General features: G+C 62.8%; 20 protein-coding genes and 2 pseudogenes. 18 read left to right on the top strand and 4 right to left on the bottom strand.

What is annotated here, in order from left to right; all coding sequences use genetic code 11:
• The first annotated feature begins 48 nt into the window (after nucleotides 1-48).
• The 15 genes from CXQ82_RS20540 to CXQ82_RS20470 all read left to right on the top strand — a co-directional run bounded on the left by CXQ82_RS20540 (nucleotide 49) and on the right by CXQ82_RS20470 (nucleotide 19646).
• On the top strand, nucleotides 49-2442 hold the full coding sequence (locus tag CXQ82_RS20540; protein ID WP_101272045.1) for a TonB-dependent siderophore receptor: 2394 nt from the start codon (nucleotides 49-51) through the stop codon (nucleotides 2440-2442).
• 16 nt (nucleotides 2443-2458) lie between these two features.
• Nucleotides 2459-3424, top strand: a complete 966-nt coding sequence (locus CXQ82_RS20535; protein WP_101272044.1) for an amino acid ABC transporter permease — start codon at nucleotides 2459-2461, stop codon at nucleotides 3422-3424.
• Complete coding sequence (locus CXQ82_RS20530; RefSeq protein ID WP_101272043.1) at nucleotides 3417-4190, top strand: amino acid ABC transporter ATP-binding protein; 774 nt, start codon at nucleotides 3417-3419, stop codon at nucleotides 4188-4190. The genes CXQ82_RS20535 and CXQ82_RS20530 overlap by 8 nt, the downstream gene beginning before the upstream one ends.
• 18 nt (nucleotides 4191-4208) lie before the next feature.
• Nucleotides 4209-5132: an ABC transporter substrate-binding protein gene (locus tag CXQ82_RS20525; RefSeq protein ID WP_101272042.1), complete on the top strand. Its 924-nt coding sequence runs from the start codon at nucleotides 4209-4211 to the stop codon at nucleotides 5130-5132.
• Nucleotides 5133-5144: 12 nt separating this feature from the next.
• Entirely contained in the window at nucleotides 5145-6728 is a 1584-nt protein-coding gene (locus tag CXQ82_RS20520; RefSeq protein WP_101272041.1) for an FAD-dependent oxidoreductase, read from the top strand.
• A gap of 11 nt (nucleotides 6729-6739) precedes the next feature.
• On the top strand, nucleotides 6740-7162 hold the full coding sequence (locus CXQ82_RS20515; protein WP_101272040.1) for a RidA family protein: 423 nt from the start codon (nucleotides 6740-6742) through the stop codon (nucleotides 7160-7162).
• A 137-nt stretch (nucleotides 7163-7299) separates the two neighbouring features.
• Nucleotides 7300-8628, top strand: coding sequence for an LLM class flavin-dependent oxidoreductase (locus CXQ82_RS20510; protein WP_101272039.1), 1329 nt, complete (start codon nucleotides 7300-7302; stop codon nucleotides 8626-8628).
• A gap of 439 nt (nucleotides 8629-9067) precedes the next feature.
• Nucleotides 9068-9901 (top strand): class II aldolase/adducin family protein, encoded by an 834-nt coding sequence (locus tag CXQ82_RS20505; protein WP_101272038.1) that lies wholly within the window; start codon nucleotides 9068-9070, stop codon nucleotides 9899-9901.
• Nucleotides 9902-9911: 10 nt separating this feature from the next.
• Nucleotides 9912-10868 carry an ABC transporter substrate-binding protein gene (locus tag CXQ82_RS20500; RefSeq protein ID WP_101272037.1) on the top strand — a complete coding sequence of 319 codons (957 nt, stop codon included), beginning with the start codon at nucleotides 9912-9914 and terminating at the stop codon, nucleotides 10866-10868.
• Between the two features lie 6 nt (nucleotides 10869-10874).
• Nucleotides 10875-13316: a TonB-dependent siderophore receptor gene (locus CXQ82_RS20495; protein WP_101272036.1), complete on the top strand. Its 2442-nt coding sequence runs from the start codon at nucleotides 10875-10877 to the stop codon at nucleotides 13314-13316.
• Between the two features lie 13 nt (nucleotides 13317-13329).
• Nucleotides 13330-14673 (top strand): LLM class flavin-dependent oxidoreductase, encoded by a 1344-nt coding sequence (locus CXQ82_RS20490; RefSeq protein ID WP_101272035.1) that lies wholly within the window; start codon nucleotides 13330-13332, stop codon nucleotides 14671-14673.
• Nucleotides 14670-16244, top strand: a complete 1575-nt coding sequence (locus CXQ82_RS20485) for an ABC transporter substrate-binding protein (protein ID WP_101272034.1) — start codon at nucleotides 14670-14672, stop codon at nucleotides 16242-16244. Before CXQ82_RS20490 ends, CXQ82_RS20485 begins: the two co-directional genes overlap by 4 nt.
• Entirely contained in the window at nucleotides 16241-17191 is a 951-nt protein-coding gene (locus CXQ82_RS20480) for an ABC transporter permease (RefSeq protein WP_101272033.1), read from the top strand. Before CXQ82_RS20485 ends, CXQ82_RS20480 begins: the two co-directional genes overlap by 4 nt.
• On the top strand, nucleotides 17188-18042 hold the full coding sequence (locus CXQ82_RS20475) for an ABC transporter permease (protein ID WP_101272032.1): 855 nt from the start codon (nucleotides 17188-17190) through the stop codon (nucleotides 18040-18042). Before CXQ82_RS20480 ends, CXQ82_RS20475 begins: the two co-directional genes overlap by 4 nt.
• Nucleotides 18039-19646 carry an ABC transporter ATP-binding protein gene (locus CXQ82_RS20470; RefSeq protein WP_101272031.1) on the top strand — a complete coding sequence of 536 codons (1608 nt, stop codon included), beginning with the start codon at nucleotides 18039-18041 and terminating at the stop codon, nucleotides 19644-19646. Before CXQ82_RS20475 ends, CXQ82_RS20470 begins: the two co-directional genes overlap by 4 nt.
• Nucleotides 19647-19690: 44 nt before the next feature.
• Here CXQ82_RS20470 and CXQ82_RS20465 read toward each other — a convergent pair whose 3' ends face one another.
• On the bottom strand, nucleotides 19691-20257 hold the full coding sequence (locus CXQ82_RS20465; RefSeq protein ID WP_101272030.1) for a hypothetical protein: 567 nt from the start codon (nucleotides 20255-20257) through the stop codon (nucleotides 19691-19693).
• Complete coding sequence (locus tag CXQ82_RS20460; protein ID WP_101272029.1) at nucleotides 20254-21144, bottom strand: NAD synthetase; 891 nt, start codon at nucleotides 21142-21144, stop codon at nucleotides 20254-20256. Before CXQ82_RS20460 ends, CXQ82_RS20465 begins: the two co-directional genes overlap by 4 nt.
• A 94-nt stretch (nucleotides 21145-21238) precedes the next feature.
• Between CXQ82_RS20460 and CXQ82_RS32020 the strand changes: the two are divergent.
• Nucleotides 21239-21316: pseudogene (locus tag CXQ82_RS32020) on the top strand (type VI secretion system tube protein Hcp); the annotation flags it as partial.
• A 200-nt stretch (nucleotides 21317-21516) separates the two neighbouring features.
• Here the strand turns inward: CXQ82_RS32020 and CXQ82_RS20455 are convergent.
• Both CXQ82_RS20455 and CXQ82_RS20450 read right to left on the bottom strand, forming a co-directional pair.
• Nucleotides 21517-22002, bottom strand: coding sequence for a hypothetical protein (locus tag CXQ82_RS20455; protein WP_101272028.1), 486 nt, complete (start codon nucleotides 22000-22002; stop codon nucleotides 21517-21519).
• Nucleotides 21999-22913 (bottom strand): NAD synthetase, encoded by a 915-nt coding sequence (locus CXQ82_RS20450; protein ID WP_101272027.1) that lies wholly within the window; start codon nucleotides 22911-22913, stop codon nucleotides 21999-22001. The genes CXQ82_RS20455 and CXQ82_RS20450 overlap by 4 nt, the downstream gene beginning before the upstream one ends.
• A gap of 184 nt (nucleotides 22914-23097) precedes the next feature.
• Here CXQ82_RS20450 and CXQ82_RS20445 point away from each other — a divergent pair, with 184 nt between their 5' ends.
• Both CXQ82_RS20445 and CXQ82_RS31490 read left to right on the top strand, forming a co-directional pair.
• Nucleotides 23098-23586: a type VI secretion system tube protein Hcp gene (locus CXQ82_RS20445; protein ID WP_101272026.1), complete on the top strand. Its 489-nt coding sequence runs from the start codon at nucleotides 23098-23100 to the stop codon at nucleotides 23584-23586.
• 176 nt (nucleotides 23587-23762) lie between these two features.
• Nucleotides 23763-23852: pseudogene (locus tag CXQ82_RS31490) on the top strand (type VI secretion system tube protein Hcp); the annotation flags it as partial.
• Nucleotides 23853-23932: the final 80 nt, after the last annotated feature.

Here is a 23932-nt window from a genome sequence, read left to right as displayed (position 1 = left end):
GATCGCGTGCCTGCCCGACTTCGCGATTTGGAATAGTTTGGAGTGGCTATGAAGCAAGTCTTACAACCGACCGCCATCCTGGCGCTGGCAATCTTCGCCAATACCGCCCAGGCCCAGGACGACAGCACCCTGTCCACTGTGGTGGTCACCGGCAACCGTGGCGCCGAGCAGCGCACCGTTACCAGCAGCCCGGTGCCGATCGATGTGGTCAGCGCCAAGCAACTGCAAAGCACCGGCAAACCCGGTTTGATGGAAGCCCTGAGCGCAGTGATCCCGTCGCTGACCCTGCCGGAAAAAACCGGTTGGGACGCCAGTGGTATCGCCCGCGCCCCCAACCTGCGGGGCATGAGCGCCGCTGAAGTGCTGGTGCTGGTCAATGGCAAGCGTCGCCACACTGCCGCCACGTTGAACATCAACGGCATCAACACCGGCGCCGCGCCGGCCGACCTGGATCTGATCCCCATCAGCGCCATCGACCATGTCGAAGTCCTGCGTGATGGCGCCGCCGCCCAATATGGCTCCGATGCCATCGCCGGGGTGATCAACGTGATCCTCAAGGCCGACACCAGCGGCACCTCGGTGACCAACGCCGGCATCGGCTATGACGGCAAGAAACAGACCGTGCAGCAAAGCCTCAACAAAGGCTTCGAAATTGGCAACGGCGGCATCGTGCAACTGGCGCTGGATGCGCGCAGCCAGAACGATGACAACAAGGCCAGCGCCAACGGCTACACCTACGCCCAGGCCTATGAGCAGGCCGGTCGTTCCACCTATGGCGGCTACGGCACACCCAAGACCAACCTGCTGACCCTGGGCTACAACGCCGAGTTGCCGATTGACGACAGTTTCAGCCTGTATTCCTTCACCACCTATTCGCGACGCAAGGCCGAGCAGGGCCAGAATTTCCGCCTGCCGACCATCACCAATACCATCACCACCGGCCCCAATGGTTACCCCGGCGGCTACACGCCGACCTGGTTTATCGACGAGGACGATTTCCAGGCCGCGTTTGGCGGCAAAGGTACGCTTGGCGAGTGGGACTGGGACTTGTCCACCACCTACGGGCGCAACGAGGCGGAGCAGGGCACCACCCATAACCAGAACCCGTCCCTGGGCGAGGCCACGCCGAATCACTTCACCTCCGGCACGTGGATTTCCACCGAGCTGACCACTAACCTCGACTTCAAGCGCGGCTTCGACATCGGCCTGCAAAAGCCGCTGGACCTGAGCTACGGCTTCGAGCATCGGCGCGACACCTATGAGGTGCAGGCCGGTGACTATGAGTCCTACGCCAACGGCGGCTACTGCGTGGCGCCGGGCAACTGCGCGTCGTCCGGGGCCCAGGTCACCAACGGCATTTCGCCGGACGAAGAAAGCAGCGCGTCGCGCAACAGCCTGGCCAGCTACGTCGACGTCGGCTTCAACCCGGTGCCCGACTGGTACGTCGGCACCGCGTTTCGCTACGAGCATTACAACCAGGGCGTGGGTGCCACCCGCAGCGGCAAGCTGACCACCCGGTACGACTTCACTCCGCAGTTCGCCGTGCGCGCCACCGTGAGCAATGGTTTCCGTGCGCCATCCCTGGCCAACAGCCTGTTCAGTGCGCGCTCCACCACCTATGGCGTGGTGAATGGGGTGTACCAGTCGATCAACTACGGCGTGTTGCCGGTAGGCTCGGCCGCTGCCCAAGCCCTTGGCGCCCAGGAGCTCAAGCCCGAGCGTTCGACCAACTTCAGCCTGGGTTTCACCCTCACGCCCACCGATCGCCTGAACTTCACCGCCGACGCCTACGTGATCAACCTGCGTGACCGCATCACCCTGACCGGCACCTTGCTCGGCCCGGAAATCACCCAGGTGCTGCAAGGCAATGGCATTACCTCCACCTCCGGCGGGCAGTACTTCATCAATGGTGCCGACACCCGCACCAAAGGTCTCGATCTGGTCGGCAACTACAGCCAGGACCTGGGCCAATACGGCGCGTTGAAGTGGACGGCGGCGTTCAACTGGAACCAGACCAAAATCCTCAACTACAAGGAATCCACCACGATCCTCGGCACCTCCTACGACCTGATGGACCGCCAGGCACGCAACCTGATCACCGGCGTGCAGCCGAGCACCAAGCTGATCCTGGGCGGCGACTGGAGCATCGAGCGCTTCAACCTCAACCTGGCCCTGACCCGTTATGGCTCCTACAAAGAGGTCAACGTCTCCGACGACCGCAGCCTCGACCGGGTCTACAGCGCCAAATGGATCACCGACCTGGACCTTGGCTACAACCTCACCAAAGACCTCAACGTGGCCATCGGCGCCAAGAACCTGTTCGACGTCTACCCCAAGAAACAAGGCGTGCCCAGCAGCACCATGGTCAGCAGCTACGGCACCTATTCGCCCTACGGTTTTACCGGCGGGTACTACTACACCCGCTTGACCTACGCCTTCTAAGGCCGAGGAATACCACATGCCTATCGTCGCTAAATCCTATGATCTGATTGACTCGTCCAGCGCGGTTCGCCAGGCCCGCGTCTCCACACCGATCAAAGCCCTCCAGGTAGTGCCCGCCCGGCACCCCTGGCGCTGGGCCGGGTCGATCTTCGCCGCGCTGGTGCTGTTGACCATCGTGCATTCCCTGGCCACCAACCCGCGCTGGGAGTGGGGCGTGTTCGGCCAGTGGTTCTTCTCGCCGTCGGTGCTGCGTGGCCTTGGCCAGACCCTGCTGCTGACTCTGCTGAGTACGGTGTTCAGCGTTATTCTCGGCACCGCGCTGGCCCTGGCGCGGTTGTCGGGCTCGCCGTTGCTGGCGGCGTTGGCCTGGGGGTACATCTGGTTTTTCCGCTCGATGCCGGCGCTGCTGGTGCTGATCATCCTCTACAACTTTGCCTACCTGTATGACCACATCGTGGTCGGCGTGCCGTTCACCAGTGTGGTGTTCGCCGAGTGGTCGACGGTTGACGTGCTCAGCCAATTCACCGTGGCCGTGTTGGGCTTGAGCCTGATGCAGGCGGCCTACGCCGCAGAGATCATCCGGGGCGGCCTGATCGGCGTCGACGCCGGCCAGCATGAAGCGGCGGCAGCCTTGGGCCTGCCGGCTTCGCGACGGATCTTCCGGATCATCCTGCCCCAGGCGCTGCGCTCGATTTTGCCGTCGGGGTTCAATGAAATCATCGGCCTGGTCAAGGGTACGTCCATCGTCTACGTGCTGGCCTTGCCGGAGCTGTTCTACACCGTGCAGGTCATCTACAACCGCACCCAGGCGGTGATCCCGCTGCTGATCGTGGCCACCGTGTGGTACCTGATCATCACCACTGTGCTGACCAGCGCCCAGTACTACGTCGAGCGTCATTTTGCCCGGGGCACGGCACGGGTGCTGCCACCCACACCGTTGCAGCGCATACGCGGCTGGCTCAAGGAGAAAACCCATGGGTGAAGCACGCGCCGGGCGCATCCAGATCCAGGGCGTGGGCAAGCGCTTTGGCAACCAGCAGGTGCTCAAGGACATCGACCTGACTATCGCCCCGGGGGAGGTCACGGTGATTCTCGGGCCGTCCGGCTCGGGCAAATCAACCTTGCTGCGCACCATCAACCACCTGGAAAAAATCGACAGCGGGCACATCACCATCGACGGTGAATACGTGGGCTATCGGCGCAAGGGTGACCTGCTGTTTGAGCTCAAGGAACGCGAGATCCTCAAGCGGCGTATCGACGTCGGCTTCGTGTTCCAGAACTTCAACCTGTTCCCCCACCTTACCGCTTGGGAAAACGTCGCCGAAGCGCCCCTGGCCCACAAGCGCTGGAGCAAGGCCGAGGCCCAGGCCAAGGCGAGTGAGCTGCTGGCCAAGGTCGGGCTGGCGGACAAAGTGGACGCCTACCCGCGCCAGCTCTCCGGCGGGCAACAGCAACGCGTCGCCATCGCCCGCGCCCTGGCACTGGACCCGAAAGTGCTGCTGTTCGATGAGCCCACCTCGGCCCTCGACCCGGAACTGGTGGGCGAAGTGCTCGACGTGATCAAGGGCCTGACCCAACTGGGCGTGACCCTGGTGATCGTCACCCACGAAATCGGCTTTGCCCGCGAAGTGGCCGACCACGTGGTGTTCCTCTGCGACGGCCAACTGATCGAAGAGGGCCCGCCCGAACAGATTTTCCGCCAACCACGACATCCCCGCACCGCGGCCTTCCTCGGCAAGGTGCTTTAGTTAACGGAGTGACTGCCCATGTTTATTTCTACCGCTCGTATCGGCCTGTTGGCGCTTGCCATCAGCACTGCGCAACAGGCGTTTGCCGTGCAACAGGTCGACCTCAGCCCTGACCGCGTGCGCATCCATGTGCCGCGCAACGAGGCGGCTATCGCGCAGATCCCGCCGGGCTTCAAGTTCGCCCAACCGGGCAAGTTCACCGTGGCCGTGTCCGGCGTGGCCGGGCCGCCCCTGGCGCTGCTGGCCAACGACGACAAAACCACCATCGGCAGCGAAGCCGACACCGCGCAGCTTGTCGCCGATAGCCTCGGCCTGCAACTCAACGTGGTGCAGACCAGTTGGGAGGATTGGCCCCTGGGCGTCAGCTCGGGCAAGTACGACGCGGTGATCAGTAACGTCACCGTGACCGAGGCGCGCAAGAAGCGTTTTGACTTCGCCACCTATCGCCAGGATGTGCTCGGGTTCTACGTCAAGAGCACCAGCAAGATCAGCGAGATCAAACAGGCGCCAGACATCGCCGGGCTGAAAATCATCGTCGGCTCCGGCACCAACCAGGAAAAAGTCCTGCTGGCCTGGAACGAGGCCAATGAAAAGGCCGGCCTCAAGCCCGCCTTGTTGCAGTACTTCGATGACCAGGCCGCAGCGCAGTTAGCGGTGCAGTCGGGGCGCAGCGATGCGCTGTTCGGGCCCAACTCGGTGTACGCCTATTCCGCCGCGATCACCGGCGGCATCAAGCGCGTCGGCACCGTCAACGGTGGCTGGCCGTTGCAGGCGGATATCGCCGTGACCACGCGCAAGGACAATGGCCTGGTCAAGCCGATCCACACCGCCCTGGAAGGCGCGATTGCCGGCGGCCAATACGAGCAGGTGCTGCAACGCTGGGGCCTGGACGTGGAGCGCGTCGACAAGTCGCTGATCAACCCACCGGGCCTGCCGGATTAAGGAGCATTCGACATGGGACTGACACGACGTGAAGCGCTGTCCAGCATCGCTGCGGTGGGCGGCGAAAAAGCCGTCAAGGATGCGCTGGCAGTATTGGGGCTGGGGCCGTCGTCACACCGGCGCCCGCAACCGCTGAAACTCAAGGACGGCCTGGGGCAGGGCACCCGTGTGCTGGTGCTGGGCGCGGGGATCGCCGGGCTGGTCACCGCCCTCGAACTGACCCGCGCCGGCTTCAGCGTGCAAGTGCTGGAAGCCCGCGACCGCGTAGGCGGCCGCACCTGGACCCTGCGCCACGGCGACCGGGTGGACTACAAGGACGGCCGCTCGCAAACCGTGGCCTTCGACCCGGGCCTGTATTTCAATGCCGGCCCGGCCCGCATCCCCAGCCAGCACCGCACGATCCTCGACTATTGCAGTGAACTCGGTGTGCCCCTGGAAGTGCTGGTCAACAGCAGCCATGGCGCCCAGGTACGGCCAGATGTGAGCCAGCCGGCGTTCAGCGTCGGCCAGGCGATCAACGATGCGCGCGGGCATCTGTCCGGGTTGTTGGCCAAGGCCGTGCAACGCGATGCGCTCGACGACGTATTGAGCGGCGAAGAACGCACGCGCTTGCTGGCGTTTTTGCAGGTGTATGGCGACCTGTCCCAGGAGCTGGCCTTTGAGGGCACGATCCGTTCCGGGCACCTGGAATCACCTGCGCACCCTGGCGCCTTGCCCGCCGCGCGCAGCCCGCTGGGGTTGGACCAACTGCTGCACCCGGAACTGTGGGGCGCGTTGCTGCACACCGAATTCCCGGAATTCTCGGCCACCATGTTCCAGCCGGTAGGCGGCATGGACCGCATCACCGACGCCTTCTACCAGCGCGTGCGCGACCACGTGCAACTGGGGGCCCAGGTGCGCCAGATCCGCCAGCTGGAAGACGGCGTGGCGGTGACCTATCACGACCAACGCAGCGGCCGCGAGCAGGTGGTGCGCGCCGACTATCTGGTGTCGACCTTGCCGTTGCCGCTGTTGGCCAAGCTCGACACGGATTTCAGCGACCCGATCAAGGCCGCCTTGCTCAGCACCCGCAGCGACCAGGCGACCAAGGTGGCGTGGCAATCCCCGCGCTTCTGGGAAACCGATTACCGCACCTATGGCGGCCTGTCCTGGATTGAACACCCGGCACGCCTGCTCTGGTACCCCAGCAACGACCTCAACACCCGCGAAGGTCTGCTGGTGGCGGGCTACGTGACCGGGGAGGGCGCTGACGTGTTTGGCGCCAAACCGTTCGCCGAGCAATACGCCACCTCCCAGGAAGCCGTGGAGCTGCTGCACCCCGGTTACTCAAAACACCTGCGCAACCCGCTGGCGGTGTCCTGGGAACAGATCCCCTACAGCGAAGGCCCGTGGTTGCAACGCGAACATTTCCCGGCCGACGCCAGCAGCCTGCTCGAAGCCGGTCACGGCCGTGTGTACTTCGCCGGCGATGGTCTGGTGCAAAGCGGTGTGGGCATCTGGCAGGAATCGGCGGCCAACTCGGCGCGGCATGTGGTGGCGCAATTGGCTGAACGCGTTACCCAGCAAACCTATCTTGCGGCCGTGGCCGCGTCTTAAGGAGATTGATCATGAGTGACAGCATTCAACGCACCAGCGTCGGCGATTTTCCGATTTCGCAAACCGTGACAGTGCCGGCGTCGGCGAGCCTGATTTTCGTCAGCGGCACCTTGCCGGACCTGGCTGATCCAAACGTGCCAGGCGCCTACGGCAACACCGAAGTGCAGACGGTTTCGGTGTTCAACAAAATCCGCCGGATCCTGCGCCAACAGGACCTCGACCTGGGCGATATCGTGCAGTTGCGCGTGTTTCTGGTGGGGGCCGAGGAGACGGACGGAAAGCTCGATTTCGCCGGGTTGCAGCGCGGTTACACGCAGTTCTTCGGCACGCCTGAGCAGCCGAACAAACCGGCGCGCACGGCGTTGCAAGTGGTGGCGTTGCCTTTGCCAGGTGCCTTGGTGGAAGTCGAAGCCATCGCCGCCAGAACCGCCTGATTCACACGGTAAAAATGTGGGAGGGGGCTTGCCCCCGATGAGGGCGTGTCAGTTGATAAAGCTGTCACTGACCCACCGCCATCGGGGGCAAGCCCCCTCCCACAGTTTGATCTTCATGTTCTTGAAGGATAATCCTCATGCCTAACTCCCAGCGCCAACTCAAATTCGGCGCCATCCTCACCGGCGTCGGTACTGCGCAAAATGAATGGCTGCACCCGCAAATTCCGGGCGACGCCAGTGTGGACATCAACTGGTATCGCGCCCAAGCCCAGCAGGCCGAAGCGGCCAAGTTCGACCTGGTGTTCATCGTCGACAGCCCCTACATCACGCCGGATTCGGCACCGCACTTTCTCAATCGCCTGGAGCCTTTGACCTTGCTGTCGGCCATCGCCGGCGCCACGTCGAATATCGGCCTGGTGGCGACGCTGACCACGTCCTATACCGAACCCTTCAATGTGGCGCGCCAGTTTGCTTCCCTGGACCACATCAGCGGCGGCCGCGCCGGCTGGAACGTGGTGACCACCGGCCTGGAAGGCGCGGCGGGCAACTTCGGCCTTGAGCAACACATCGACCATACCGAGCGCTACCGCCGCGCCGCCGAGCACCTCGACGTGGTGCAAGGCTTGTGGGATTCCTACGAGGACGACGCCTTTGTGCGCGATAAGGCAAGCAAGGTGTTCCTCGACCCGCAACGCCAGCATCGCCTCGATCACCACGGCGAGTTTTTCTCGGTGACCGGGCCGTTGAATATCGCGCGTTCGGCCCAGGGCCAGCCGGTGATTTTCCAGGCCGGCATTTCCGAATCCGGGCGCAGCCTGGCGGCCAATTACGCCGAGGGGATTTTTGCCGGCGTGGGCAATTTCGAGGATGCCCAGGCCTATTACCGTGACATCAAGCAACGCACCGCCGCCGCCGGGCGTAACCCCGACCACGTGACTATCCTGCCGGGCATTTCGCCGATCATCGCCGACACCGACGAACAGGCCCAGGCCATCGACCGCGAGCGCAATGGCGAGTTGGACCTGGACAAGGCCCTGGTGCAACTGGGGCGCCCGTTCAATTACCACGACTTCAGCCAGTACCCGCTGGACGAGCCGTTCCCGGAGCTGGGCGACCTGGGCAGCAATGGTTATCGCGGGCATGCCGAAAACATCAAGCAAGTGGCGCGTGACCAAGGCCTGACCCTGCGCCAGGCGGCGTTGCGTTTTGCCAAGCCGTTTTCCAGTTTCGTCGGCTCGCCCAAAACGGTGGCGGATGAGATTGAGCGCTGGTTTGTCGAGGGGGCAGTGGATGGGTTCAATATCCATGTGGGTGCGCCGGAGGACTTTGCGCGGTTTACTGACCAGGTGTTGCCGCTGCTGCGTGAGCGGGGGTTGTTTCGTAGTGAATACAGCCATAGTACGTTGCGTGGGCATTTGGGCTTGCCGGTGCCGGTAAACCGCCACACCGCTGCACGCGCGGCCTGAACGCAGTAAAAAAATGTGGGAGGGAGCTTGCTCCCGATAGCGGAGTGTCAGTCAGCACATGCATGGCTGAACCACCGCTATCGGGGGCAAGCCCCTCCCACATTTGGATTGCGGTTAAACTTTGTTAATGCATTTGTTTGATTATTTTGAATGATGAATATTAAAAAAGCTGATTATTAGAATATAACTACAAAGCCTTTTACAGACGATTCTTAGACGAATATCTTCCAGTACAGAGATATTTCTCTAACGACACACTCGACCCGACCCCTCGCATGGTGGAGGAGAGCATTCGCTGTATTCACCTGCGAGGGGCCCCCTGATCATGACGACCTGACCGCACTTCCCGCCGCCACACCGTCCTTGCGTTTTCGTCGCCGGCCCTGCCGAGCCACGGTTTCGTTCGCCTATAAAAAACTGCCTGATCAGGGTTACCCGTATGAGCCACTCCACGCTGTTCCCGCAAACCATCTACACCTTGCCCTACGCCAACAACCGCCTGGCGCTGGGCGCGGTGCCCAAGCATGACGACCCCCTGCAAGAGCGCCTGCACCGCAAGCAACGCCTGGCCGCTGCGTACCGCCTGTTCGGGCGCCTCGGTTTTGAAGTGGGTGTGGCCGGGCATTTCACTGCCCGCGACCCGGTGCACCCCGAGCAGTACTGGATCAACCCGCTGGGCGTACCGTTTTCGCAGATCACCGTGTCCCATTTGCTGCGGGTGGATGGCCAGGGCCAAGTGGTGGAGGGCGAAGGCCTGCTGAACACCAGTGCGCTGGAGTTGCATCACGACCTGCAACAGGCGCGGCCGGAGGTGGTGGGTATCGCGCACTTCCATGGCTTCCATGGCCGCGTGTGGTCGTCGTTGGGGCAGTTGTTCGAACCGATTACCGCCGAGTCCGGCGCGTTTCTTGACGACCAGGTGATCTTCCCGCGCCACGCCCTGCGTACTGCCAGCGGCGCCCTGGAGCAGGACCGCGCTATCGTCAGCCAGGCCTTCGTCGAAACCTTCGCCCAGCACAACCTGCTGGTGTGGCAGAACCACGGCCTGTGGGTCACCGGCGAAAGCGTGGAAAGCGCCGCCTGGCGTTTCATCCTCGCCGAAGACACCGCCCGCGTGCACCTGGCGGCACGCTCGGCCGGGACGCCGCTGGTGCCTGCGCCGGATGCGTTGGAAGGCGGCATCGACAAGGCGCGCCACGAGTTTTTCGCCTGGCTCAATTTCCTGCCGTTGTGGGACCAGATCCGCACCGAAGAACCCGATCTGCTCACCTGAGGCTGCCAGCATGCACACCCTGACTCGTCGGCAATTACTGCTGGCTGGCGGCACCCTCGCGGCCGGTTCCCTGCTGGGCGCCCAGGCGGCCGAACCCTTGCGCGTGTGGCGCTACAAGGGCACTGCCGCGTCGTTCCTGGCCGATGCCGGCCAGGCCGACACCCCGTACCCGGTGGAATGGGTGGATATCAGCGGCGGCAACCTGGTGCTGGAAGCCCTGAGCAGCGGCCACCTGGACTATGCGTTCATGAGCGAGATCCCGCCGATTTTCGCCTCGATTGCCAAGGTGCCTATTGCCTTGGTCGCGGTGTACCAGGGCGACAGGAACGACACCAGCCTGGTGGTGAAAAAAGCCAGCGGCATCCGCACGGTCCAGGACCTCAAGGGCAAGACCATCAGTTATGTGCGGGCCACCAACACCCACTACTTCGTGTTGAACCTGCTGCAGCAGAACGGCTTGTCCCTGGCGGACGTAAAGGCGGTACCGCTGCCGATGCAGGACGCGCTTACCGCGTTTCGCAACGGCCACGTGGACGCCATCGCCACTGGCGGCATCGGCGCGCTGCAAGCCACCAGCCAGATGGACGGCGAACTGTTGGCGGACGTCAGCCGCTACTACTCCGGCAACTACGTGATTGCGACCACGCAGCAGGTATTGGCCGACCCTCGACGCCGCAGCCAGGTAGGTGATTTTTTGCGGCGCGAGCAAGCCACCTGGGCCTGGGTCAATGCCCACCCCGAGCGCTGGGCCGAGCGCAGTGAAGCGCTGACCGGTATCGACCGTGCCCTGTACCTGCGCCAGTTCCAGCAGCGCAGCCGACCGGGCCGCCTGTTGGGTATCGATGCCGCCGCCATGGCCTCCCAGCAACAGGTGGCCGACCTGTTCTATGCCAACCATTTGATCAGCCAGAGCGTCGATGCACGACCGCTGTGGCGTGACGACTTCAACCCTATTCTGAACAGTTGACCTGCCATGAAACCCATTGCCTACCGCTCCACCCTGCAACTCGCGCCGCTGCTGTTCGCCGGTTTTTCCATGCTGCCGGCCTATGGCGCCAGCGATGACACCCTCGACACGGTGATTGTCACCGGCTCGCGGGGCAGCGAGGCGCGCACCGTGACCAGCAGCCCAGCGCCGATCGATGTGATCAGCGCCCAGCAGCTGGAAAAAACCGGCTCCAGCAGCTTGCGCGCCGCGTTGCAGAAAACCCTGCCGTCGTTCTCCCAGCGGCCATCGGGTTCGTCCAACGACAGCATCGCGCGGCCCTATAGCCTGCGCGGCCTCAACGGTTCCAACGTGCTGGTGCTGGTCAACGGCAAGCGCCGCCACAACAGCGCAGTGATCAACCTCGACTCCACGGCGGCCTACGGCACCAACCCGGTGGACCTGGACATGATCCCGGTCAGCGCCATCGACCATATCGAGGTGCTGCGCGACGGTGCTTCTGCGCAGTACGGCTCGGACGCGATTGCCGGGGTGATCAACATCATCCTCAAGCAGAACGACAACGGCGGCTCGGTCAGCACCTCCTACGGCGAATACACCAAGGGCGACGGCGGCACTATTCGCCAGACCTTCAACAACGGTTTTGCGCTGCCCAACGACGGCTTCTTCAACCTGTCCCTGGACGCCAAGTCCCAGCAGACCTCCGTGCGGGCCCGCGATGCCACCGGCGCGTTCTACTACCGCCAGCCCGATGGCTCGGCCGACCCGCGCGAGGCCAACGACAAGGATGTGCAGAAAAACGGCTTGCCGAAAATCAAGGCTATCAACGTTGCCTACAACGCTGAATTGCCCCTGGACGACGTGACCCTGTATTCGTTCTCCACCCTCAGCCAACGCGATGCGCGAGGCGGGCAGAATTACCGGCGGCCGAACTCCACCAATATCATCCCGTCGATCTACCCGGACGGCACCGCGCCGTTCTACACCCTGCGCGAAACCGACTACCAGGTGGCGGCCGGCGGCAAGGGCAAGGTCGCCGAGTGGAACTGGGACTTGAGTTCGACCTTTGGCCGCGACAAGGGCGTGGCCGGCGCCGACGAGACCCTCAACGCGTCCCTCGGCCCGTCGAGCCCTACGCACTTCACCACCTACACCAACTATTTCGACCAGTGGACCAACAACCTCGACCTGACCCGCGCCTTTGAAGTGGGCTTGAGCAAACCGCTGCAGGTCTCGGCCGGCCTTGAGCACCGGCATGAGCGCTACAAGACCGAGTCCGGCAACCCGCTGTCGTATATCAACGGGGGGTACATCTACCCGAGCGGCCCCTTGGCCGGGCAACCGGGCGCAGTCGGCGCCCAGGGCGCGATCACCCTGACTCCGGAAGACGAAGGCCAGGCCAGCCGCAACAGCTACGCGAGTTATGTGGACCTGGGCCTCAACCCTACCGAAAAATTCTATCTGGGCGTGGCCGGGCGCTTCGAGCATTACGACGACAGCTCCGGCAACACCAGCAGCGGCAAGCTTTCGATGCGTTATGACTTCACCCCCGAATTTGCCTTGCGCGGCACCCTCAGCAACGGCTTTCGCGCGCCGTCGCTGTCGCAGTCGGTGTATGCGCAAACCGCCAACCAATACACCACCGTCAACGGCGTGGCGCAGTTCGTCGAGGCCAAGTCGGTGCGGGTCGACTCACCCTTGGCCCAGGCGCTTGGGGCGGAAGATCTGAAACCGGAGAAGTCGCGCAATATCAGCCTCGGCTTTGCGTACAAACCGGTGCCTGAAGCCAATATCACCGTCGACGCCTACCAGATTGAAATCAGCGACCGCATCGCCCAGACCGGTTTTCTGTTCGGCAATGGCGTGGACCAGATCCTGCAGGCCAACGGTTACCGCCCTGGCTACCGTGTGAAGTACTTCACCAACGCCGCCGACACCACCACCCGTGGCATCGACCTGGTCACCGACTACCGCGTCGACTACGGCGCCCTGGGCACTGTCAAATATGGCGTGGCGGCCAACTACAACAAAACCACGATCGATAGCATCAAGTCGACGCCTGCTGCGCTTACCGCCGTGGGCAGCAGCCTGGTGCTGTTCGACCGTGTGGCCCAGGGTTACCTGACCGTGGCCAACCCCAAGACCAAGCTGATCCTGAGTGCCAACTGGAAGGTCGACAAGTTCGACATCAACGCCGGCCTGACGCGCTACGACAAGGTCATCGCCCGCGACACCAACCCGGCCTATGACGTGACCTATGGCGCCAAGTGGCTCACCGACCTGGAGGTGGCCTACAACCTCACCAAGGACCTCAACCTGGCCGTGGGCGCCAACAACATTCTCAACGTCAAGGCTGACAACAACGCATTCCCCCAGGGCGATATCAACGGTTTTCCCAAGTTCGGCAGCATCTCGCCGTTCGATCCCTACGGCGCGTTCTGGTACACCCGCGCCACCTACACCTTCTGATGAGGACTGCGACATGAGCCAACAAGATCGACAACTGCTGCTCGGCGCCTTCATCCCCAGTGCCGGGATCATGGGCTCCGCCTGGCGCCACCCGAGTGCGACCACCGATTCGTTCCGTGATTTCGAACACTACCGCTGGATCGCCGAGAAGCTTGAGGCGGCGCGCTTTCACGCGCTGTTTTTCAATGACTCGGTGAACGTCGACCTCGACCCATTGGCCCTGGCGCGCGGCCCCAACAGCGTGCGCTGGGACCCGCTGGTGTTGCTGCCGGCGCTGGCGTTGGCCACGCGGCATATCGGCCTGATCGCCACGGCCAGCACCACCTACAACGAGCCGTACAACATCGCGCGCAAGTTTGCCAATATCGACCATTTGAGTGGCGGCCGGGTGGGCTGGAACCTGGTGACGTCCCTGGGCGGTGGCGAAAACTTCAACCGCGACGACCATACGCTGCACGCCGACCGCTATGAGCGTGCCGAAGAGTTCTACGACGTGGTCACCGGCCTCTGGGACAGCTGGGGCGACGCTGCGTTTATCCAGGACAAGGCCTCGGGGCAATGGCTCGACACCGACCAGTTGCACGTGCTCAACCACCACGGCAAATACTTCCAGGTGCAGGGCCCGCTCAACGCCGCACGGCCGGTGCAGGGCTACCCGGTGATTGCCCAGGCCGGTTCATCCGACGCCGGCCGGCGCCTGGCCGCGCGGGCCGGGGAGCTGATCTTCACTGCCCAGCATACGGTGGAGCAGGGCCAGGCGTTCTACCGCGAAATCAAGCAGACGGCGGCCGACCTGGGGCGCAACCCTGAGCACCTGAAAGTGCTGCCGGGCGTCTCCACCGTGATCGGCCGCACCCAGGCCGAAGCCCAGGCCAAATACGATCAGTTGCAGGAGCTGCAAGATCCCAAGGCCTTCCTCAGTTCGATCTCGCGCTTTACCAGTCTGGGGTTCGACCTGTCGGAGCTGCCGTTTGATTCCCTGGTGCCGCTGCCGCCCGAGCAGTTCGACACCAACACCCATAAGAGCCGGCAAAAGCTGGTGTTCGACCTGATCCGCCGCGAACGCCCCACCGTGCGCGAGCTGTTCAACAAACTGACTGCCGGCGGGCATCGCATCCTGATCGGCACGCCGGAAAGCGTGGCGGATGATTTCCAGGAATGGTTCGAAAGCGGCGCCGCCGATGGCTTCAACGTGATGTTCTCCGGCTTGCATCAAGGCATCAGCGACTTTGCCGAAGGCGTGGTGCCGCTGCTGCAGCGCCGAGGTCTGTTCCGCCATGAATACCAGGGCCAGACCCTGCGCGAAAACCTCGGCTTGCCGTATATCGCCAACCGGCATCAGGGGGCGCGTTCATGAGGCAGTTTTCAGTCGCGCTGCTGGCACTGTTGTTGGCGGCGTGCGGCGGCCCCCCGGGCGAAGTCAGCCAGGCCGACGCCTCCAAGCCCCACAGCGGCGGCACCCTGCGCGTGGCCCTGGACGGCGACCCGCAGTGCGTCGACCCACAGCAGGCCGGCAATAACACCGCACTGAATGTGGGCCGGCAACTGGTGGATTCGCTCACCGATCAAGACCCGCTCACCGGCGCCATCGTGCCGTGGCTGGCCGAGCGTTGGGCGGTGGAAGCCGATTCGCGGCGCTTTACCTTTGTGCTGCGCCAGGGCGTAACGTTCAGCGACGGCGCGGCGGTGGACGCCGCGGCGGTCAAGGCCAACCTGGAGGCCATCGTCGCCCTGGGCGCGCGTTCGATCCTCGGTTCGACCTACCTGGCCGGGCTCAAGCGCATCGACACGCCCGACAGCCACACGGTGGTGGTCGAGTTCGAACAACCCAACGCGCAGTTCCTGCAGGCCACTTCGACCATGACCCTGGGCCTGTTGTCGCCGGCCAACCTGGCACTGCCTTCGGGTGACCGCTGCCAGGGCCAGTTGGTGGGCTCGGGGCCGTTTGTGCTCAAGTCGTTCGTGCATAACCAGAAGGTTTCGCTGACGCGCCGTGACGATTACGCGTGGGGCTCGTCCCTGGCGGCGCACAAAGGCAAGGCCTGGCTCGATGGCATCGAGTTCCTGATCATTCCCGAATCCGGCGTACGCCTGGGCAGCCTGGCCTCCGGGCAGATCGAGGTGAACACCAGCGTGGCGCCCCAGGATGAGCCGAGCATCGAGGGCCAGGGCCTGGTGCTGCTGAACCGGGCCAACCCCGGTGTGGTGTTCAACCTGGCGCTGAATGAATCAACGCCGCTGTTCGCCGATATCAGGGTGCGCCAGGCGCTGAACAAGGCGATTGACCGCGCCGAGTTGCAGCGCATCATTTCGCGTTACCAGAAACCTGCCAGTGCCTTGCTTGCCAGCAGCACGCCGCTGTACCGCGACTTTTCCAGCCTGCTGGCCTACGACCCGGCCGCTGCGCGCAAACTGTTGGACGAGGCCGGTTGGCAGGTGGGGCCTGATGGCGTGCGGGTCAAGGACGGCAAGCGCCTGGGGTTCCGCCTGGATTACTGGCAGCAGACGCCCATCCTGGAGCTGGTGCAGCAGCAGTTGAAGGGCGTGGGCATCGACTTCCAGTTGAATAAATCCACCATCAGCCAGGTCACGGCGATCCAGGCCGGGGGCGATTTCAGCGTGCGCTTTCTCAACCTCACCCGCGCCGATCCGGACGTGCTGCGCACGGTGTATTACGCCCAGGGTTACAACATCAACAAGCGTGAGCCGGGGGAGGTGGACCGCCTGTTGCGCGAATCGTCCGAGACCCTCGACACTGCCCAGCGCCAGGTCCTGATCGACCAGGCCAGCGAGTTGTTGCTGCGTGACGGCCATGCGATAGCCCTGGTGGAACTGGCGACCGTGCTGGCGCATGGCAAGAATGTGCAGGGCCTGCATTACGAGGCGTCGTCACGCCTGCAATTCTTCGACACCTGGTTGCAGCCATGAGGGGCGCGCTGCTGTACCTGTTGGGCCGTGGCGGCCAGGCGCTGCTGGTGCTGTGGGCGGCGTTCAGCCTGTCATTCGTGATTCTGTATGCGCTGCCCAGCGACCCGGTGAGCATCATGCTCAACCAGAGCGGCGAGCAGAGCACGGTCAACCAGCAGCAAGTGGCGGCGTTGCGTGCGCAGTACCATCTCGACGAGCCGCTGGCGGTGCAGTACGGCATCGCCTTGTGGCACGCGGTGCAACTGGATTTCGGCAACTCGATCCAGAGTGGCCAGCCGGTGTCGGCGTCGCTGGCCGAGGCCTTGCCGAAGACGGCGGCGTTGGCGCTGGTATCACTGGCCGTGGCGTTGGTGCTGGGGGTGGGCCTGGCGCTGGTCGCCAGCCTGGCCCGCCAGCGCTGGCTGCGTGATCTGTTGCTCGGGCTGCCGGCGGTGGCGGTGTCGCTGCCGACCTTCTGGGTGGGGCTGCTGCTGTTGCAGTGGTTTTCCTTCGGCTGGCACCTGTTCCCCGCCATGGGCAACCAGGGCCTGGCCTCGCTGGTGTTGCCGACGCTGACCCTGGCCATCCCCACCAGTGCGGTGATCGCCCAGGTGTTGGCACGTTCCCTGGCGGCCACGTCGCGCCTGCCGTTTGTGGATGCGCTGCGTGCCAAGGGCCTGAGCCCGTTGCGCGTGCTGTTGACCCATGTGCTGCATAACGCGGTGATCCCGATTCTCAGTTTGAGCGGGGTGATTGTCGGCTCTTTGCTGGCCGGCTCGGTGGTCACCGAAACCGTGTTTTCCCGCGAAGGCGTCGGGCGTCTGGCCCAGGGCGCGGTCAGCACCCAGGACATCCCGGTGGTGCAGGGCGTGGTGGTGTTGGCGGCGCTGATTTTTATCGGCGTCAACCTGTTGGTGGACCTGTTGTACCCGTTGCTCGATCCCCGTATCCGTGGAGCCGCCCGATGAGCCTTGCGTTGACCGCCGTTTTGCCGCGCCCGCGCCACTTTCGCCTGTTGCGCCGCCGCCCGTTGCTGCCCCTGGGCGTGATCGTGTTGTTGCTGGTGCTGGGCTGGGCGCTGTGGCCGCAGCTGTTCACGCAGTTCGACCCATTGCTGGGGGTGCCGGCGGATGCCTTGCAGGGTCCGTCCGCGGCTCATTGGTTTGGCACCGACCACCTCGGCCGCGACCTCTACAGCCGCACGGTGTATGGCGCCGGGCTGTCCTTGCGCGCCACGTTGCTGGCGGTACTGATCGCGTTGTTCAGCGGCATTCTGCTTGGGGTGCTGGCGGGGTTCTTCGGCGGCTGGGTGGACGCGCTGCTGATGCGTCTGGTGGAGGTGCTGATGGCGATCCCGGCATTGCTGTTGGCCATGGCGGTGATCACGGTGTTGGGGTTCGGCACGCTGAACATTGCCTTGGCGGTGGGCTTGTCGTCGGTGGCGACCTTTGCCCGGCTGGTGCGCGGCGAGGTGTTGCGCTGGCGTGCCAGCACCTTTGTCGAAGCCGCCTCGGCCTGTGGCGTGGGGCCATGGACCATCATCACCCGGCATATCCTGCCCCACGCCAGCGCGCCGGTACTGGCCTTGGCGGCCCTGGAATTCGGCAGCGCGGTACTGTCGGTGTCGGCCTTGAGTTTCCTCGGCTTCGGCGCGCCCCCGCCGCAACCGGAATGGGGCCTGCTGGTGGCCGAAGGGCGCAACTACATGATTGCTGCGTGGTGGTACACCAGCCTGCCGGGCCTGGTGGTGGCGGCAGTGGTGGTGTCGGCCAACCAACTGGCGCGGGCGTTGCAACACGATCAAGGGGTGATTGGATGAGCGAGCAGATTTTGCTGGAGGTACGCGACTTGCGCATCGCCTACCACGGTGGTGACGGGCGCACCGTCGGGGTGGCCGGGATTGATTTTCAGCTCAAGGCCGGCGAGATCCTGGCGATTGTCGGCGAGTCCGGCTCAGGCAAATCGACCACGGCGGCGGCCTTGATGGGCCTGCTGGCCGCCAACGCGCAGATTGAATCCGGCAGCATTCGCCTGGCGGACCAAGAGTTGGCCACTGCCAGCGAGCGCCACTGGCAGAGTATTCGTGGCCGCAGCGTGGGCTTCGTGCCGCAGGACCCGGGCATGTCCCTCGACCCGGTCAAACGCATCGGCCATCAATTAGTCGAGGCGCTGACCCTGCACGGCGTGCCCAAGCCGCTGGCCCGCCCACGCAGTTTGGCGCTGCTGCGCGAAGTCGGGCTGGTGGACGCTGAGCGGGTGGCGCGGGGTTACCCTCATCAGCTCTCCGGCGGGATGCGCCAGCGCGTATTGATCGCCATCGCCCTGGCCAACGATCCCCCGTTGGTGATCGCCGACGAGCCCACCAGCGCCTTGGACGTGGGCGTGCAACGGCAGATTCTCGACCGCTTGCAAACCCTGGCCCGGGAGCGCGGCACGGCAGTCTTGCTGATCATCCACGACCTGGGCGTGGCGCTGGATCACGCGGATCGGCTGTTGGTGATGTACCAGGGGCGCATTGTTGAAAGCGGCGAGGCGCGCCGTGTGTTCGAGGCGCCGCAGCACGCCTATACCCGGCAACTGCTGCAAGCGGCGCCGAGCCTGCTGGTGCAACAACAGCGGCCAGTGAGTGCGGCCCGTGCCGACGTGACACCGCTGTTGACGGTGCAGGGCCTGCGCAAGGATTTCTCCACCTGGCGCCAACCGACGCCGTTGGCGGTGGATGAGGTGTCCTTCCACCTGCCGCGTCATGGCACGACCAGTTTGGTGGGGGAGTCGGGTTCGGGCAAGTCCACCACCGCGCGCCTGATCCTCGGCCTCGAACGGCTCGACAGCGGCAGCGTGGTCTTCGACGGCCAGGACATCAGCCACGTATCGCGTCGCGAGTGGCTGGCGTTGCGGCGTCGGATCCAGGTGGTCTATCAAAATCCCTACGCGTCCCTGAACCCAAGGCTGAGCCTGGAACAGATCATCAGCGAGCCGCTGCAGGCCTTTGATATCGGCGATGGTGCCTGGCGACGGCAGCGTGCGGCGAGCCTGCTGGAACAGGTTGAATTGCCGGCGCGTTGGTTAGCCAGCCGGCCGGTGGAGTTGTCCGGCGGGCAACGCCAGCGCGTGGCGATTGCACGGGCGCTGGCGTTGGAGCCGCAGTTGCTGGTGCTGGATGAAGCATTGTCGGCGCTGGATGCGTCGATCCAGAGGCAGATCCTGAAACTGCTGGCCGAGCTGCAGGAACGCTTGGGCTTGAGCTACCTGTTTATCTCCCATGATTTGGCGGTGGTTCGACAGATTTCCGATCATGTGGTGGTGATGCAAGCGGGCAGGGTGGTGGAGCAGGGGCCTTGCGAGCGGGTTTTTACCGCACCGCAGAGTGATTACACGCGCAGTTTGCTGGCGGATATACCGGGGCGGTTGTTGCAAGCATAGGTATCGACAAGTGGCAAGCGGGCTTGCCACATAGGTAGGCGCGGTTACCACCATTTCCAGCGGCCTTGTTGTTTCAGGGTCGCGATGATGGCTTCGCGTTTGTGGCGGATCTCCACCGACTTTCGCCGCAGTTCGCGGCAGCGGTTGCTGTTGAGGATCAGCAGGCCGAGCAGGGGGGCGAGGAGGGTTATTGCGTATAGGTAAAGATTGGGACGGTAGGCGATGGTGGGAAGTGATACCAGCAGGCACATGAGGTAGATCACGACGTTGACCCAGGTCCAGTGGGGGTGACCGTATAGCACCTGTATCTGGGCGATGGAAAACACCACGTTTATTGCCAACCCGCTAAAGAACCAATTGCGTAGCGTCGCATCCTCAGGGGCCCCGGACAAATAAGTGTTCAATATCAGCAACCCCGTCATGGCAACTGAGAAGCACCCGGCGAGCATCCATCCGCCCATCACTGGACCGTAACGTTTACGCAGCGGTCGTGGGTCTTCAATGTAGAACACCGAGTAGAACAGATCTTTTCCGCTCAGCGTATTTAAGTCGGGAAGACTACTGCTGTGTCCCATCTTCTCTAGGGCTTTTAGTGCTTTGTGTTTCTTCATTGGCTGAACTCTTCATAGAGTCCGATAGCAATAGCGTTGGTAAGTCCTAATGTTGCAGCCAATGCATCTCTTATGTGGTTGACCGTTGCGTGTTGCATATCTGTCGCGCTGATACGCTTGGAGGCGGTGCCAGCGGCCTGTTTCAGCTTGAGCAGTTTGGTTGTCAATCGCGGGTCTTGGATTCTGAGTAATTCATCATTGAGTTTTGCTCGCTCCTGTCGGGTGAGTCTTTTCAGCACCTGCCGTAGCGTCTGTCCCGTTGCTTTTGTGCTGACGTTGATCGCTTTTACCGTGGTCAACGCTGATGCCCCGACTCCCAAAAGTGTAACGCCATCCAGTACAGTGGTTACTGCCTGGAACCATGCTTCGCTGTCTAGGCGGTCAAGACTTTGCGGCGCGATCACTTCAGCGCCGGTTCTACCTACACCAATTAAACATTGGGCGATGCTGGCAGCCATGGCGGCCTGACCAATAAACGTAATCACCGCACTTGTTCCCGCCGTAAATGGCATCAGCACAAACCCGCCGGTAACGACCATCCAACTTAGTGCCGCTCCCGTACATGCGGCTGCCGTTTTCACCGCCTCCGCCACCAGCTTAGATTCCCGAGGCTCATGCTCCAACATCCGCTTGAACTCCACCGCCCCCACGTACCGGGGCGCCTCACGCAGCACCAGCTTGATCGGCTGCACCCTGCAAATCGCTTGAAACTCACGCAGCACCACCACGTTGAACATCGCATCGATATACACCACGCCCGCGCCAATCAGTGCCGGGTCGGCGTCGATGGCGAAGAACAACCGGTGCAGGTCGATGCTGCTTTCGATACGTTGGCGTGTGGTGCGGTGGGCCGAGGGGAAGCCATCCTTGAGCGGGGAAGCCAACATTCCATAACTCCTTTTTTGGGGAGTCGAGAGAGTAAAGATGCCGGGGCTGGGATGAATGTCGGAAGCTTCGCCTTTTAACGTCAGGCACTTCCTGAACCCACTTCTGATGATGGCCTGCGCCAGTGGCAAGCATTACCCCGAGGCGCGGTTGGTGGTACGCAAGGCCGGCGGGGCGGTGAAATTTGGCTGGAATATCCGCCAGAACGTAAAGGCCTGACACTCAATCCTGTGGCGAGCGGGCTTGCCCGCGTTGGGCTGCGCAGCAGCCCCAATAGGCTCAACCGCAGTGTCTCAGGATGAACCGGGGTGCAGGTTTCAGGGCTGCTCCGCAGCCCAACGCGGGCAAGCCCGCTCGCCACGTAGGTAGGCGGGTTACCACCATTTCCGGCGGCCTTGTTGTTTCAGGGTCGCGATGATGGCTTCGCGTTTGTGGCGGAGTTCTACCATTTTGTGGCGCATTTCCCGTTGGCGTTTACTGTTCAGGCATAACAGTCCTATCAACGGACTCAGTACGGCAAGGGTAAATAGGACGCGATCGGGGCTGTAAATGACTGTCGGAAGTACAAGCAGCACGTAAGTCATGAACACACCGACCTGAAGCCAAACCCACTGACTATAACCATGGAGGATAATGCTCTGTGCGACGCCAAATGCCACGCATGCCGTACCTCCTCCGACTAAAAATACTGCATTGCTGAACTCATCAGATGCGTCAGCGAAGTAGGTGAGGTTCATTAGCGTACCGGCAATGGCAACCGAAAAGCACAACGACAGAATCCCGCCAAACAACGCCAGCCTGTGGCGTGCCCAAAGTCGCCGAGGATCTTCGATGCTAAAGGGCGCTGGGTGGTTTTTCATTCCTTGAACTCTTCGTAGATACCGATCGCCAGCGTCTTCGTATTGCCTGAAGCCGCGCTGCTGGTTATACCCAGCGCTGCGGCAATAGCATCATTGCGATGGATGGCGCTGATTGGTTTTATCCTGGCCGCTGGAATGCTTTTAGGTGCATTGCCCGCGGCCTGCTTGAGTTTGAGGAGCTTGGGGGTCAACCGCGGGTCCTGCATTTTCAGCAGTTCGTCCGTCAATTTTCTTCGCTCCTGCCGGCTCAGGCCACGGAGTACCTCTCGAAGTGGTTTGCCTGTTGCCCGCTTGGACAGGTTGATAACTTTCACTGTCGTTGCGGCAGAAGTAGCGACCCCAAGCAAGGAAACAGCATCCAGAGCCGCCATCATTCCTTCGTACCATGCGTTACTGTCCAGGTTGTCATTCATCTGCGGGTCCCACACTTCGTTTGCTGTTCGATAAGCTCCGGCGCCACACTGGAACAGACCTGCTACTACTGCGGCTGTGCCGATGAACGAGATCACAACGCTTACACCTCCAGTAAAAGGCATCAAGGCGATCCCGCTGTGAATAACATGCCAACTCAAGAGTGCTCCCGCACACGTCGCCCCCGCACTCAGTGCCTCCCTGATTAATTCCGACTCCCGTGGCTCATGCTCCAACATCCGCTTGAACTCCACCGCCCCCACATAACGGGGCGCCTCACGCAATACCAGCTTGATCGGCTGCACCCTGCAAATCGCTTGAAACTCACGCAGCACCACCACGTTGAACATCGCATCGATATACACCACGCCCGCGCCAATCAGTGCCGGGTCGGCGTCGATGGCGAAGAACAACCGGTGCAGGTCGATGCTGCTTTCGATACGTTGGCGTGTGGTGCGGTGGGCCGAGGGGAAGCCATCCTTGAGCGGGGAAGCCAACATTCCATAACTCCTTTTTTGGGGAGTCGAGAGAGTAAAGATGCCGCAGCTGGGATGAATGTCGGAAGCTTCGCCTTTTAACGTCAGGCACTTCCTGAACCCACTTTGACGTCTTGTGGACCTGGGCGCGGTTGGGGAAAAGTGCGCCCCACGTCACTACCGACGCATAACAGGACAGGGAGCCAACATGGCAGTCGATATGTTTTTGAAGCTGGGCGATATCAAGGGTGAATCACGGGACCAGGCCCATCGCGACGAGATCGATATCACCGAATGGGCGTGGGGTTTGTCGCAGACCGGGTCGATGCATACAGGCAGTGGGGGCGGCGCGGGCAAGGTCAATATTGCCAACCTGAACCTGAAGAAGCCGCTGGATAAATCCAGCCCCAACCTGATGATGGCCTGCGCCAGCGGCAAGCATTACCCCGAGGCGCGATTGGTGGTACGCAAGGCCGGCGGGGCCAGCCCGGTGGAGTACCTGGTGATCACCCTGAAAGAAGTGATGGTGGTGTCCTACGGCACCGGCGCTGAAAGTAGCGATGACGTGTTGTACGACAGCATCGCCTTGAACTTCGCCACCGTCGACGTCAGCTACCAGCCGCAAAAAGCCGATGGCGCCAAGGACGGCGGGGCGGTGAAATTTGGCTGGAATATCCGCCAGAACGTAAAGGCCTGACACTCAATCCTGTGGCGAGCGGGCTTGCCCGCGTTGGGCTGCGCAGCAGCCCCCATGAGCTCAACCGCAGCGTGTCAGGGTTGATCAAGGTGCAGGTTTCAGGGCTGCTTCGCAACCCAACGCGGGCAAGCCCGCTCGCCACACAAGCCCGTCCTCTATACAAGCCCGCTCCTTACGTCAGCTATCAGCCGCAAAAGGCCGATGGCGCCAAGGACGGCGGGGCGGTGAAGTTTGGCTGGAATATCCGCCAGAACGTAAAGGCCTGACACTCACTCCTGTGGCGAGCGGGCTTGCCCGCGTTGGGCTGAGCAGCAGCCCCCATGAGCTCAACCGCAGCGTGTCAGGG

The organism is Pseudomonas sp. S09G 359 (assembly GCF_002843605.1).
Lineage (GTDB): Bacteria > Pseudomonadota > Gammaproteobacteria > Pseudomonadales > Pseudomonadaceae > Aquipseudomonas.
The sequence above is the reverse complement of the archived record's forward strand: the minus strand, read 5'-3'. Positions and strand labels throughout refer to the sequence as shown.